Consider the following 13,435-nt stretch of genomic DNA (forward strand, 5'->3'; position numbering starts at 1 on the left):
GCTGAGTCACCCGGCTGGGGCGCACTCGTCCCGGACCGGGACGGCCGCGCGGGCGGACCCCTCGGTGGTGGGTGCGACCGATCCCCCGATACTGGGCGCCCACCGGTCCCGTTCCCGCCGCGCCGCAAGGGGGCGGGGACCCGCGCCCGGAGTGGGGAGTGCCGCGTGACCGACCGCAGCCGGCTCACCGTCCTGATCACAGGAGCCGGTTCCGGCATCGGGCTGCGCGCGGCCCGCCTGCTGGCCGAGCGCGGCCACCGCGTGCTCGCCCTGTGCCGCGACCGGCGACGGGGCGAGGACGCGCTGTCCCCGATCAACCGCACCGCGCATCGGGATCCGCTTCGACGACTTGGACGGCGCGGGCCGGCACACCCCACCCGCGCCTGCTACCACTCGAAGCTCGCGCAGGTGATGTTCAGCCGCGAACTCGCCTCGAGGACCGCGGGCCTGGTGGACGTGACCTGCGTCCGGGTGCCCGCGGTGCGGCTGGACGACGACCGGGCGCGCTAGGCCGGGGGGACCCCGCCGTCGGCGGCACTCGGGTGTCGGCAGCCCTCGGGGGTGGGCAGGGCCGAACCGCCGGGGCGCAGGCCGTCCCACAGCAGGGCCAGGTTCCGGAGCCGGTCCGGCAGCTGGGAGACCGCCAGCGCCATCATCAGCAGCCCGCCGAGGTCGCCCACCACCACGTCGTCGCGCACCTGGCCGAGCCGCTGCGCCTCCAGCAGCAGGTCCGCCATCTCGCCGAGCAGGCGGTCCAGGGTCTCCGGCTCGATCAGGGCCGCGTGCTTCGCCGCGACCACCAGCGAGCGGTGGTCCGCGAACGCCTCCACCGCCCCCGCCACCACCAGCCGCAACCCGGCGCCGGGGTCGGACCCCGCCCTCGCCTCCAGCACCAGCGGCGTCACCCGCTCCGCGAAGAACAGCTCGAACGCCGCCCGCAGCACCCCGTCCCGGTCGCCGAACAGGCGGTACACCGTCGCCACGCCGACCCCGGCCAGCGCCGCCACGTCCTCCAGCCTCGGCCCCTCGGGCCCCCGGCGGCCGAACGCCTCCACGGCCGCACGCGCGATCCGGTCGTGGTTGCGCCGGGCGTCGGCCCGCCTCGGGCGCACCGCGCTCGCCGCCCCGCCGTCCGCGCGCGCGACCACCCCCGGCGAGGACCCGGCGGGGGGACTCGACGGGACGAACCGGTCCTGCGGGGATCTTGCGGGCACCCGCGCACCGTACGTCGACAGGTCAGCCGGTGACCAGGCGCAGTGCCCCCGAGGGGCAGTAGGCCACCGCGTCCCGCGCCCGCGCCGCGTCGTCCCCACCCGGCTCGCCCTCCAGCACCACCACGATCCCGTCGTCGTCCTGGTCGAACACCGCGCCCGCCGTCATCACGCACATCCCGGCCCCGACGCACACGTCCCGATCCGCCTCGACCCGCTCGCCCACCACGCACCTCCAGCTCGACCGCGTCACCCGACCGCGTCACCCGACCGCGTCACCCGACCGGCGCGCGGGCCCACCCGAACCGGACGGCCCGCCGCGCCGAACACCCACCGGCGGGAGGCGCGACACCCCACGACGCGCCCCCGCCCCTCACCCGAGAACCACCCCGGTCAGCGCTGCACAGGTCAGCACCACCCGGTCAGCACCCCACAGGTCACCACCGCACCGGGAGCTCGCTCAACCCGTACACCACGTGGTACGACCGGAACGAGGGCTCGTACCCCTCCACCTCCCGCAGTCCGGGGAAGCGCCGCAGCAGCGCCGGGAACGCGATCCGCATCTCCATCCGCGCCAGCGGCGCGCCCAGGCAGTGGTGCAGCCCGTGCCCGAACGCCACGTGCCCCGGCGACCCGCGCCGCACGTCCAGCCGCTCCGGGTCCTCCAGCAGTCCGGGGTCCCGGTTCGCCCCCGGCAGCGCGCACACCACCCAGTCGCCCTCGGCCAGCACCTGCCCGCCCAGCTCGACCTCCCGCAGCACCTTCCGCCCGCTGCCGGAGTGCACCACGCTCAGCCACCGCATCAGCTCCTCGACGGCCCGCTCGGTCATGGTCTCGTCGTCGCGCACCAGCGCGAGCTGCTCGGGGTGCCGCAGCAGCGCCAGCGTGCCCAGCCCGAGCATGTTCGAGGTCGTCTCGTGCCCGGCGATCAGCAGCAGCGACGCGATCCCGATCAGCTCGTCGTCGTCCAGCTCGTCCTCGCGCGCGAGCATCCCCAGCAGGTCCTCGCCGGGATCGGCCTTCGCGCCCGCGACCAGCCGCGCCATGTAGGTCCGCGACTCCTCGCCCACCCGCCTGCGCTCCGCCATCGGCAGCGACATGTCCAGCAGCAGGTTGCTGCGCCGCTGGAAGTCGGCCCGGTCCTCGTAGGGCACGCCGAGCAGCTCGCTGATCACCAGCGACGGCACCGGCAGCGCGAAGTCGCGCACCACGTCGGCGGGCTGACCGGCCTGCTCCATCGCGTCCAGGTGGTCGTCCACGATCTGCTTGATCCGGGGCTCCAGCCGCCGCATCCGCCGGATCGTGAACTCCGGCGTGAGCAGTCTGCGCACCCTGGTGTGGTCGGGCGGGTCGAGCGCCAGCAGGTTCCCCGACAGCCGCTTCCTGCGCTCCTCCGGCGCCATGTCGGCGAGCGTGGGCAGGTCCTCGCTGTTGTTGCTGAACGTCGAGGTGTCCGACAGGACCCGGCGCACGTCCTCGTGCCTGCTCACCACCCACGCGTCCAGCCCCATCGGGGTGCGCTCGCGCCGGATGCCGCCGGAGTCGCGCAACTCGGTGAGCGCGGGGTGGGGGTCGAAGCCGTTCCTGCGCATGTGCACCGGCAGTTCCGGTGCTGGGCGCACAGCGGTCTCGCTCACGGTGTTCTCCTGCCATCAGGCGACGAGCGTTCTGATAGATGGCTATCACATAAGCGGAGCGCGGTCGACCCTGTCGGCAGGGTGACCACCGGACGGGCGCAGCACCTCCGCCCGAGCGGAGCAGCGCGCTGCGCAGCAGTGCGAGACCCGCGCTGCGCAGCAGTGCGAGACACCCAACCGCCGCACCGCGACCGCACACTGCGGCTCCCCTGCTCTGGGGCTCTTCCCCCGCGCTCTTCCTCAGCCCCCGACACCCCCTCGCCCCCACACCCCTCCACCCCCACCCCCGCACCCCGCGCCCCACCCGCCCCCGGTCGTACCCTCGTCCCATGCGGACACGCCCGACCCTCACCTGGACCGCCACCGGCGACCCGCTGCCCAGGACGACCTCGCTCACCCCGCTGGTCGACCTGCTGCGCCCCGGTCGCGCGCTGGTGCTCAGCGGGGCGGGCCTGTCCACCGGGTCCGGCATCCCCGACTACCGGGGCGCCGAGGGCAGCCTGCGCAAGCACACCCCGATGACCTACCAGGACTTCACCGCCTCGGCCGAGGGCCGCCGCCGCTACTGGGCGCGCGCCCACGTCGGCTGGCGCGCCATGCGCCGCGCCGAGCCCAACGACGGCCACCGCGCCGTCGCCGCCCTCCAGCGCGCCGGCCTGGTCGACGCGGTCATCACCCAGAACGTCGACGGCCTGCACCAGGACGGCGGCGCCACCGACGTCGTCGAGCTGCACGGCAGCCTCTACCGCGTGATCTGCCTGGACTGCGGGGCCACCACCGACCGCGCCGAGCACGACGCCCGCCTGCGCGAGGCCAACCCCGGCTTCACCGCCACCGCCGACCGGGTCAACCCGGACGGCGACGCCGACCTGCCCGCCGAGGCCGTCGCGGGCTTCCGCGTGGTCGACTGCGCCCGCTGCGGCGGCGTCCTCAAGCCCGACGTCGTCTTCTTCGGCGAGAACGTCCCGCCCGAGCGCGTGCGCCACTGCTACGACCTGGTCGACGCCGCCGACACCCTCCTCGTCCTCGGCTCCTCGCTGACCGTCATGTCCGGCCTGCGGTTCGTGCGCCACGCCGCCAAGTCCGGCAAGCCCGTCGCCATCCTCAACCGGGGCGTCACCAGGGGAGACGACCGCGCCGCCGTCCGCGTCGACCGCGAGCTGGGGCAGGCGCTGGGCGAGCTGGTCGACCTGCTGGGCGCGGGCTGAGGCCGGGGCCGGGGACGAGCCCCACGACGAGACCCAGGACGAGACCGAGGACGCGACGTGCCCCCACACACCCCCGGCCCCACCGCCGACCGTCACCCGACCGGGCACAATCAGGTGCACACCTCACCTGGAATGGCGCGCTCATGTGGATGGTCTGGCTGCTCGGAGCGGCCGTGCTGGTGATCGCCGGTTTCGGCGCGGCCCTCGTCCCCCGCGCCCGCGCCAGCGCCCGGACCGCCGCCGTGGCCCGCTCCACCGCGCTCGCCGCCATCGACAGCGCCGCGATCAGCCGCGACGCTGGCGGCTGGTACTGCCCGGAGGCCGAGCGCCTGCTCGCCCGCGCCGAGCTGCTCATGGCCAACCGGGGCGGCACCGCCTCCGCGCGCGTCGCCGCCGACTGCGCCCGCCGCGCCGAGCGGCTGTGGCGGGGGAGCTTCCATGGCTGAGGCCCCGGTGCTCCGCGCGGTGCGGTTCGCCGCGCTGGCCATCGCGGTCGTCGTGCTCGTGGTGTTCCTGCTCGCCCAGCGCCGCGCCGTCGACGTCAGCTACGGCGAGTCCCCGTCACCGCGCGAACCCGTGCCCGAGGGCGCGGCGGGCGAGCTGGCGGGCCTGACCGTGCCCTCGGTGGAGGAGATGACCGCGCTGGTCGAGGCCGCCCCGGTGGTCCGGCTGCCGGGGGCCACCGCCACCTGGGACGAGGCGCTGGTCGACGCCGCCGTCGCGGGCACCGACGTGCGCGTCCTGGTCGCCCCCGCAGGGCTCGACGAGGACGAGCGCGACCGGGTCCGCGACGTCGAGAACGCCACCGTCCTGGTCATGGGCACCGAGGTCACCGACGGCGTCAACCAGGCCTACCCGGACACCATCCCCGGCTGGCGCGCCCAGTTCGCGCTCGCCGACGTCACCAACGAGGTGCTCGACCTGGTCGCGCTGCACGTCGGCGACCTCGCTCCCGCCGACGTCGACCCGTTCCGCAGGCGCGAGCCGACCCCGCAGGAGCTGGAGGCGGTCGCCGTCGACCTGCGCGACGGGCTGCCGCACGTCGCCCAGGGAGCCGCGCTCGACGACGTCCCCGACAAGCCCGACGCGTTCCCCGGCGACGCGCTCTACGCGGTGTTCCCGGTGCAGGAGCGCGACGCGCCCGTCCCCGACTACGGCTCCGCGCTCGCCTCGGTGTTCCCGGACCGGCCCGTCGTGGTCATGTACGGCAACTGGGTCGAGTACCACGGCCCGCACGCGGACGACTTCGCCGAGGTCGCCGCCGCCAGCTTCTACGGCCAGTTCTCCGACCGGATCGACGCCTACGCCTACCCGCAGGCGGTGATACTGGCCGCCTACCTGGACCGGGTCACCGACCTGCGCTACGCGGGCCTGTTCGACCGCCCCCTGCCCTACCTGGCGCCCGACCCGCTCGACATCGCGCTGCCCGCGCTGCCGTGGGCGTTCACCGGCTGCGTCGCGGCGTTCCTGGCGCTCAGCGCCCGCGCCGCGCGGGTGCGCCCCGGCGAGCCGCGCACCAGCCCGGCCCGGCTCGCCGCGCTGTCCGCGCTCGCCGTCGAGGTGTCCGCGCTCAGCCGCGACGCCTCGCTCACCCGCGGGCTCGCCCGGCTCGGCTCGGCCCGCGAGGCGCTGGAGACCGGGCTGCCCGAGGCCCACGTGCGCCGCCTGCTCGACGCCGCCGAGGCCGAGCTGGACACCACCGCCAGGCAGCTCGGGCGACCCGACTACCGGCCGTCCGCCTACCTGCGCGGGAGCCTGGCGTGAGGCGCGTCCCGGCCGCGTGCGCGGCGGTGCTCGTGGCCTGCCTGGTCCTCGCCGGGTGGGCGGTGTGGAGCGGCGGGCTGTTCGACGGTCCCGCCGCGCGGCAGGTCGCCCAGTCCTCGGTGTACGCGGCGCCCGGCGTCGAGCTCGACCAGGAGGCGGCCGAGCGGATCATCGGCAACCGCAGGCTCGTCGTGGTGTTCCTGGAGCCCGAGGCGGACCTGCGCGACGGCTGCGACGACCTGGAGCGCGCCGCCGACGGGACCGTCGTGCTGCTGCTGAGCCGGGAGGGCGGCGAGTACGCCAGCTACGGGTGCGCGCTGCTGCCGGGGCGGGGCGAGGAGAACTTCGGGCGGGCGTTCGTGGCGGAGCTGGCGATCCGCCGGGGCGTGCACCAGTTCGCCGACCGGCCGCTGGAGGCGCTGAAGATCGTCGCGGTGAACTACGACCAGCTCGTGCGCGCCGGGACCGTGCCCGACGGCGGCCGGGTGCTCAGCCCGTCGCCCGCCCGCCACCTGCTCGCCGCCGCCGCGCTGCTCGCGGTGCTGGTGGGGTCGGCGGCGCTGTACCTGCTGGGCGGTCGGGCCGGTGGCGCGGTGGCCAGGGGGCGGGCGCGGGCCGAGGGGGAGCGGGACGCGCGGTCCCGGCTCAGCGCGGCCACCGGGGAGCTGGCGCAGCGGATCGTCGAGCTGGACGACCTGGTCACGCCTGCCGTGCGGGCCGAGTACCTGGCGCTGGTCACCGACTGCGCCGACCTGGCGGGCTCGGTCGCCGACGCCGACCGGCGCGGTGGCGCGGACCCCGAGCCGCTGACCCGCAGGGCCGAGGCGCTCACCGCCCGCGCCGACCGCCTGGCCCGGCGACTGGGGCAGCCGGAGGCTCGCGCGTGGGCGCGATAGCCGGTCCGGGTGGCGGCGCGAATCGCCTGCGGCGCGTTCCCACTGATTGGGCACGGGGCGTTCACCTGTTAATTGTTTGACGTCCCAGCGATCCGTCGTGCAGGATGGGGGCACACCGAACGAGGAGTGCGAAATGACGACCAGCCCGCTGGGCGGAGTCCTCCGCCCGCGCGGTCGCCGCCACCGCTGAAGCTCTTCTGAGCTGCGGTGATGTTCCACCTCCCGGTGGTCTGACCACATCGCGCGGGGAGCCGTCCGTCGTGAACCGACGGACGGCTTCCCACATTTCCCGCGCCTATCACATGCCGACCCCCGTCAATACCCCTGACCCGTGATCGCGTTGTTCCGCGCGTCCCAGTGGTGTTCCACGGGATTTTCTTCGGGTGCGGTTCGGGAGTTGTTCACCCTTTTCCCGCCCTCCGGTTCGGCCGCCCGGTCCTGCGGCGTCCGCCGGTGTGATCTCCCGGACAACTGGCCGTCCGGCGGAGTCCCCGAGCCGCGCCCTGCTCTACCGTGGTGTGCAAATGGTTGGCACACAAAGCAACGCCGAGGACCCGCTGGCCCTGGAGCGGCAGGTCTGCTTCGCCCTCTCGATCGCGTCCAGGACCGTGGTCTCGGTCTACCGGCCACTGCTCGAACCGCTGGGGCTCACCCACCCCCAGTACCTCGTGATGCTCGCCCTCTGGCAGGGCGCGCCGCTGTCGGTCAAGGAACTGAGCGGGCTCCTCGCGCTCGACCCCGGCACGCTGTCCCCGCTGCTCAAGCGGCTGGAGGCGATCGGGTACGTGCAGCGCGGCCGGGACGCCGACGACGAGCGCGTGCTGGCCGTGACGCTCACCCCGCAGGGGCAGGCGCTGCGCCAGGAGGCGCTGAAGATCCCGCCCGCCGTGGTCGACCGCCTCGGCGTGGAGCTCGACCAGCTCCAGGACCTGCACGGGGCCCTGACCCGCCTGATCGCCGCTGCCAAGGAGGCACAGTGAACCGCCCGTCCCCCGCGCTGCGCCTGTGGTACCTCGTCGGGGGCAGGCTGCCCCAGCGGTACCGCGAGTGGATCTTCGAGCAGGCCACCAAGCCGTCCTGGCTGGTGTGGTTCATGGTCCGGGCGTTCGTGCAGGTCCTGCCGCTGACGATCGTCATCGCCGCCGGGCTCGTGCTCGGCCTCGGCTCGCCGCTGCCCCTGGCGATCGCGTGCGGCTCGCTGGGGCTGATCGTGGGCGTGTACTTCGCGATGTCCTACGCGATCGAGAGCACCGAGAACCGGGTGTCCAAGTACGGCTACGAGAACGGCGCGGCCGGTCAGGCCAGGAAGGCGCGGGCCGCCGCGCAGGACGAGCTGCGGCAGCAGCGCTACGACGCGGCCTGGAAGAGCGAGTAGCGCGCGCTCACCCGTCCTCGCCGCCCACCACCGCCAGCAGCTGCCACGTCAGCGCGGACAGCAGGCCCACCACCACGGCCGCCACCCACAGCGGCCCCGTGACGCCGAAGGCCCGCGCGACGAGCCCGCCCTGGATCGCCCCCAGCGCCGCGCCGCCCGAGCTGAACAGCAGGAACGCGCCGTTCACCGAGCGGCGCAGCCGGTCCGGGACCACGCGGGCGCGGGCGGTCCGGGTGATCGTGCCCCACAGCACCGAGTGCGCGCCGAACACGACCAGCACCGCGATCGCGGCCGGGAACGCCCGGACCAGGGCGAGGGCGACGTGGGCGACGGTCTCCACGACCAGGCCGGCGCGCAGCAGCGGGACCGGTCCGAAGCGGTCGACCAGGCGGGGCACCAGCGGGACGACCAGGACCCCGCCCGCGGCGGTGGCGGCCAGGAGCAGGCCGAACGCGGCCGGTCCGGCGTCCAGGCGTTCGCGGGCGTAGAGGACCAGGACGCCGAGGAAGCCGTAGAGCGTCATGTTCATCAGCAGCAGCGCCAGGGCCAGCAGGCGCAGCAGGCGGTTGTGCCACAGCCAGCGCAGGCCCTCGGCGAGGCTCGGCGGCGGTGGCGGGGCGGCGCGCGTGACGACCTCGATCGGCGGCGCCTGGCGTCGCCCGCGCAGCAGGACGGCCGCGACGGCGAAGCCGAGCGCCTCCGCGGTGAACGGGGCGGCGGCGGCCACCGCGAACAGCCAGGCGCCCAGCGCCGGGCCGAGGAGCGTGCTGCCCGCGAGGGTGCCCGCGCTGACGCGCGAGTTCGCCGTGCCCAGGTCGGCCGCGGGGACGAGCGCGGGGACCAGGGCGCCGATCGCGCCGTCCGCCAGCGCGCCCGCCGCGCCGAGCGTGAACAGCAGGGCGTAGACGACGGGGATGGTGGCCAGGTCCAGCCAGACGAGCGCGGCCAGCGCGGCGACCACGGCGCAGCGGGTGGTGGTGAGGGCGACCAGGAGCAGGCGGCGGTCCGGGCCCCGGTCCAGCAGCGCGGCGCCCAGCGGGGAGAACAGCAGCCAGGGGGCTTGCTGGGCGAACAGGGAGGCGGCGACCAGGAGCGGGTCCGAGGTGAGCGAGGCCAGCAGCAGCGGACCCGCGGCCACGGACAGGCCGTCACCGAGGTTGGCCACCGCGTTGGACAGCCACAGCCCGGTGAACTCCGAACCCAAGCGGATCTTGGTCTTGGCCACGGCCGGACGGTACCGACTGGGCCGAGTCCGCAGGGGAGTTTCACACCGATGGACCAGCGGGGGAGGGGCTTGGGCGGGGTAGCGGCCCCTGTGGGCGGGGGGTGCGCGCCGGGCAGCGGCCCCCGCGTGCAGGGTGCGGGGGCCGTGCCGGGGGCCGGGCGCGTCGCGGGTCGGGGCGAGCCGTCGGCTCCCCGCGCGTTCCGGCCGGTGGTGGTCCGCCCCGCCCGACCCCGAGGGCCGGGTCGGGCGGGGCGAGTCCGGTCAGCTGTGCGGGCAGGTCGCCCGGTACTCCTCGATCAGCGAGCTGGGCGAGGGGGCGGGGCAGAGGAACTGGTCGTAGCGGGTGTCGTTGTCGATGAACCGCTTCAGCCACGAGATGCTGTACTTCGCCACCGTCGTGTTCGCCGAGGTCGGGGCGGAGTGGCCGGCGTTGTTCAGCTCCAGGTACGCCTTGTCCGGCGCGGAGGTCATGCTGGTGTAGAAGGGCTCCGAGTGCGAGGAGACCGGGGCGGTGCTGTCCGACTCCGCGCCGATGATCATCGTGGGGACCCGCGTGCTCGACCAGTTCTTGGTGGTGTGCCACGGGGCCAGCGGGATCGCGGCCTGCAGGGAGGGCCGGGACACCGTCGCCCGCAGCGAACCGCCGCCGCCCATCGAGTGACCCATCACGCCCAGGCGCGAGGCGTCGATGCGGGTGCGCACGGAGCTGCTGGTGGTGAGGTAGTCGAGGGCCGCGAGCAGCTGGGCGCCGCGGCTGTCGGGCTGGTCGAGGGTCGACAGGGTGTTGATCGTGATCACCACGAACCCCTGGGACGCCAACCGGGGCCCGAGCCAGGCCACCGACGACTGGGTCGCGGTGAAGCCGGGCGAGATCGCGACCGCGCCGAACGTGCCCTCGGCGGTGCTGGTCGGGTAGTAGACCGTGCCGCCGCCGAAGCCGGACACCGACGACACCGTCGCCGTGGCCGTGGCGAACGGCCCACGCGCGGCCTCGACGCTGGCCGTGGTCGGGGCGGGCCCGCGCTCGTAGGGACTGGCGGCGGCCAGCGCGGCGGGGGGAGCGGCCACGGCGCTCGCGGCCAGCAGGGCCATGGCGGGGAAGAGTGCGCGCAATCGCACGGGAGCACACCTCGTTCGTGCAGGGGGGCAGGGGAATCCGACCTTCCGGCACCCGCCTCGGTTCGTGCATCGGTACGACCACCTGCCCGACCCGCGCTCGTGGGGGGCGGGGGCCGGTGGGAACACGGGCCCTGGGAAGGGGGGTGAGGGCTCGGGCCACCGGTGCTGGGGGTCTTCGGGTGAACGGACCGTTCACCCGAAGGCCGCCCCGGTCTGCAACCGCCGAAAGCTCCGCCCGCCCGGCCCCCGGCCCGCCCCATCCCCGGTGAGTGGTCCGCTGATCCCCGGCGAACGGTCCGCTCACCCCGACCCCCGCCCACCCGGTGTCAAGAGTCAGCCACGCTCACGCTCTTCCACCCCACCCCTCCCCTGGCGAGACTGGACCAATGCTGCTCGGACGCGACCGGCAGCGCGTCGCCGTGGACGCACTGCTCGACCACGCCCGCGCGGGCCGTGGGGGAGCTCTCGTGCTGCGCGGCGGTCCCGGCACCGGCAAGACCGCGCTGCTCCGCGCCGCCCGCCGCGCCGCCGCCGACTTCGCCGACGACCCCCGCCTCGTCCTCCTCTGCGTGGACGACGCGCACCTGCTCGACCTCTCCGCCCTCCTCACCCTCCTCCCCGACCTCACCTCCGAACCCGTCGCCGTCCTCCTCGCCTGCGAGACCGACCTCCCCCACCTCCCCAGCGTCGAGCTCACCCCCCTCACCCACCCCGACTCCCTGCGCGTCCTCCACGACCTCCGCCCCGGCCTCCCCGCCGACCTGGCCGCCGACCTCGCCCACCTCGCCTGCGGCAACCCCCTGGCCCTGGTCGAACTAGCCGCCGCCCTCACCGCCGAGCACCTCGGCGGCACCGCCCCCGCCCCCACCGCCCTCCCCGCCGACAGCCTCCTCCGCTCCCGCCTGCGCGCCCGCTTCCACGCCCTCTCCCCCCGAGCCCGCACCGCCGCCGCCCTGTCCCTGGTCGACCCGGACCTCGACCCCGACACCCTCGCCCGCCTCCCCGACGTGGGCCCCGCCGCCGTCCAGGAAGCCGCCCCGCTCCTCACCCCCGGCCCGCTCACCCGCACCACCCTCGCCGCCGAACTCCCCCTCTCCGAGCGCTACGCCGCCCACACCACCCTCGCCAAAGCCCTCCCACCCGGCCCCCGCCGCACCTGGCACCAGGCCGCCACCGCCCCCGGCGCCCGCGACGCCCAAGCCGAGCGGTTGCACGCCGAGGCCCGTCGCGCCCGCCGCTGCGGCGACCACGTCCGCGCCGCCCGAGACCACGACCGCGCCGCCGCCCTCACCAGCGCCCCCGCCCTCCGCGCCCGCCGACTGGTCAGCGCCGCCGCCGACCACTGGACCTCGGGCTCCGCGGGCCCCGCCAGGTCCGCCCTCACCGCCGCCGCCCGCCTGTCCGACAGCCCGGAGCTCCGCGCGCTCGCCGACCTGGTCCGGGGCGGCCTCGACCTGGGCGGCGGCCAACCGGACGGCGCCGCCCGCAGGCTCCTGCGCGCCGCCGCCGACCTCGCGGGCGCGCACCGCGCCCAAGCCGCCCTGGCCCTCGGCTTCGCGGGCGAGGCCGCGTGCAGCGCTGGCGACCACGCCCTGCACACCGAGATCGCCCACGCCGCCGCCGCCCTCCGCGCACCCGACGACCCCGACCCGCAAGCCCTCGTCCTCGACCACGTCCTCGGCATGGAAGCCACCTTCCGGGGCCGCCACGCCGAAGCCGTCCCGCTGCTGCGCGCCGTGGTCGCCACCGCCGAGCGCACCCCCGTCCCGCAGGCGGGCGTCTGGGGCGGGCACGCCGCCTACGTCCTCGGCGACTCCGCCAAGGCCCACGAGCTCGCAGGCGGCGCGGTGGTCGCCACCCGCGAGCGCGGGCTCACCGCGTTCCTCCCCTGGGCGCTGATCTACCAGGCCCTGTCGGCGCTCCTGCTCGACCGCCACGCCCTCGCGTTCTCCGCCGCGTTCGAGGGCCTGCACGCCGCCGAGGCCGTCGGCCAGCGCAACGCCGCCGCCGACCACCTGATGATCCTCGCCCTGCTGTCCGCCCTGCGCGGCGACTGCGACACCGCCCTGCACCGCGTCGACACCGCCGCCGAGCAGGTCTCCCGCCACGGCCTCGGCCGCGCCGGAACGCTGGCGGCGTGGGCGCTGGCCTGCGTCGACCTGGCCCGCGAACGCCCCGTCGTCGCGCTGGAGCGGTTGCGGGCGCTGGAGTCCGGCGGACGGTACGGGGGCGTGCACGAGGGCATCCGCACCATGGCCGTGCCGCACCTGGTCGAGGCGGCGGCCGGGTGCGGCGAGGTCGGGTGGGCCGAGCGGGAGCTGCGGCGGTTCCGGCGGTGGGCGGACAGCGGGGGCAGCGCCGCCCGGCAGGCCGTGGTGCACCGGTGCCTCGGGGTCCTGGCCGACGGGGACGCCGCGCGGGAGCACTTCACCGAGGCGCTGCGGCTGCACCGGGGGAGCGGCGGGGCGCTGGAGCTGGCGAGGACGCAGCTGGTCCACGGGCGGTGGCTGCGCAGGTCCCGGCGGCCGAGGGCGGCGCGGGAGGTGCTGCGGGAAGCCGCGGACATCTTCGAGCGGCAGGAGGCCGAGCACTGGGCGGCGCGGGCGCGCGCCGAGCTGCGGGCGGCGGGGGAGACGGCGCCCGGCGGTGAGCGGACCGTCGAGCGGACGGGCGACCGACCCGGCGGCCGACCCGGCGGCCGGTCCGGCGGGGGCTTCGCCGAGCTGACCCCGCAGCAGGCCAGGATCGCCCGCCTGGTCGCGGAGGGGGCGAGCAACCGGGAGGTCGCGGCCCGGCTGTTCCTGAGCCACCGCACCGTCGAGCACCACCTGCGGAACATCTTCGCCCGCCTGGAAGTGCGGTCGCGGGTGGAGCTGGTCAAGCGGTTCGGCTGAGCGCGCAGGACCCGACCGCCCGTAGTCGGCGGTGGCGGCGGGGGCGGCGGCGGTCCACCCGCACCGCTCCGCACCGCTCCGCTCCGCTCCGCACCGCTCCGCTCCG

13 protein-coding genes are annotated in these 13,435 nt (G+C 76.0%); 8 read left to right on the plus strand and 5 right to left on the minus strand.

Annotated elements, in window-relative coordinates:
* Window positions 1–165 precede the first annotated feature (165 nt).
* Entirely contained in the window at window positions 166–510 is a 345-nt protein-coding gene (locus tag AMIR_RS09805) for an SDR family NAD(P)-dependent oxidoreductase (protein ID WP_015800795.1), read from the plus strand.
* Here the strand turns inward: AMIR_RS09805 and AMIR_RS09810 are convergent.
* From AMIR_RS09810 to AMIR_RS09820, 3 genes are all read right to left on the minus strand, one after another.
* Window positions 507–1,214: a TetR/AcrR family transcriptional regulator gene (locus AMIR_RS09810; RefSeq protein WP_162945223.1), complete on the minus strand. Its 708-nt coding sequence runs from the start codon at window positions 1,212–1,214 to the stop codon at window positions 507–509. The two genes, AMIR_RS09805 and AMIR_RS09810, sit on opposite strands and share 4 nt — an antisense overlap.
* A 22-nt stretch (window positions 1,215–1,236) precedes the next feature.
* Window positions 1,237–1,437 carry a ferredoxin gene (locus tag AMIR_RS09815; protein WP_015800797.1) on the minus strand — a complete coding sequence of 67 codons (201 nt, stop codon included), beginning with the start codon at window positions 1,435–1,437 and terminating at the stop codon, window positions 1,237–1,239.
* A gap of 211 nt (window positions 1,438–1,648) precedes the next feature.
* Window positions 1,649–2,848: a cytochrome P450 gene (locus AMIR_RS09820; protein WP_015800798.1), complete on the minus strand. Its 1,200-nt coding sequence runs from the start codon at window positions 2,846–2,848 to the stop codon at window positions 1,649–1,651.
* A 329-nt stretch (window positions 2,849–3,177) separates the two neighbouring features.
* Here AMIR_RS09820 and AMIR_RS09825 point away from each other — a divergent pair, with 329 nt between their 5' ends.
* The 6 genes from AMIR_RS09825 (at window position 3,178) to AMIR_RS09850 (ending at window position 8,091) form a co-directional block, all read left to right on the plus strand.
* A complete protein-coding gene (locus AMIR_RS09825) occupies window positions 3,178–4,056 on the plus strand; it encodes an NAD-dependent protein deacetylase (RefSeq protein ID WP_015800799.1) in 879 nt (292 codons plus the stop codon).
* A gap of 149 nt (window positions 4,057–4,205) precedes the next feature.
* Entirely contained in the window at window positions 4,206–4,502 is a 297-nt protein-coding gene (locus AMIR_RS09830; protein WP_240438879.1) for a DUF6403 family protein, read from the plus strand.
* Window positions 4,495–5,820: a hypothetical protein gene (locus tag AMIR_RS09835; RefSeq protein ID WP_015800801.1), complete on the plus strand. Its 1,326-nt coding sequence runs from the start codon at window positions 4,495–4,497 to the stop codon at window positions 5,818–5,820. The genes AMIR_RS09830 and AMIR_RS09835 overlap by 8 nt, the downstream gene beginning before the upstream one ends.
* The gene (locus AMIR_RS09840) at window positions 5,817–6,716 is read left to right on the plus strand and encodes a hypothetical protein (protein WP_015800802.1); all 900 of its coding nucleotides are present in this window, start codon (window positions 5,817–5,819) and stop codon (window positions 6,714–6,716) included. The genes AMIR_RS09835 and AMIR_RS09840 overlap by 4 nt, the downstream gene beginning before the upstream one ends.
* A 524-nt stretch (window positions 6,717–7,240) precedes the next feature.
* Window positions 7,241–7,696: a MarR family winged helix-turn-helix transcriptional regulator gene (locus AMIR_RS09845; RefSeq protein ID WP_015800803.1), complete on the plus strand. Its 456-nt coding sequence runs from the start codon at window positions 7,241–7,243 to the stop codon at window positions 7,694–7,696.
* Window positions 7,693–8,091 (plus strand): DUF5313 family protein, encoded by a 399-nt coding sequence (locus AMIR_RS09850; RefSeq protein WP_015800804.1) that lies wholly within the window; start codon window positions 7,693–7,695, stop codon window positions 8,089–8,091. The genes AMIR_RS09845 and AMIR_RS09850 overlap by 4 nt, the downstream gene beginning before the upstream one ends.
* 7 nt (window positions 8,092–8,098) lie before the next feature.
* On the opposite strand, the gene AMIR_RS09855 is transcribed toward AMIR_RS09850, so the two are convergent.
* Together AMIR_RS09855 and AMIR_RS09860 are read right to left on the minus strand one after the other, a co-directional pair.
* Window positions 8,099–9,316: an MFS transporter gene (locus tag AMIR_RS09855; protein ID WP_015800805.1), complete on the minus strand. Its 1,218-nt coding sequence runs from the start codon at window positions 9,314–9,316 to the stop codon at window positions 8,099–8,101.
* Between the two features lie 261 nt (window positions 9,317–9,577).
* A complete protein-coding gene (locus tag AMIR_RS09860; protein WP_118945827.1) occupies window positions 9,578–10,408 on the minus strand; it encodes a poly(ethylene terephthalate) hydrolase family protein in 831 nt (276 codons plus the stop codon).
* 413 nt (window positions 10,409–10,821) lie between these two features.
* On the opposite strand from AMIR_RS09860, the gene AMIR_RS09865 reads away from it, so the two are divergent.
* Window positions 10,822–13,329, plus strand: a complete 2,508-nt coding sequence (locus tag AMIR_RS09865; RefSeq protein ID WP_015800807.1) for a helix-turn-helix domain-containing protein — start codon at window positions 10,822–10,824, stop codon at window positions 13,327–13,329.
* The last annotated feature ends 106 nt before the right edge of the window (window positions 13,330–13,435 follow it).

It is taken from the genome of Actinosynnema mirum DSM 43827, assembly GCF_000023245.1.
GTDB lineage: Bacteria > Actinomycetota > Actinomycetes > Mycobacteriales > Pseudonocardiaceae > Actinosynnema > Actinosynnema mirum.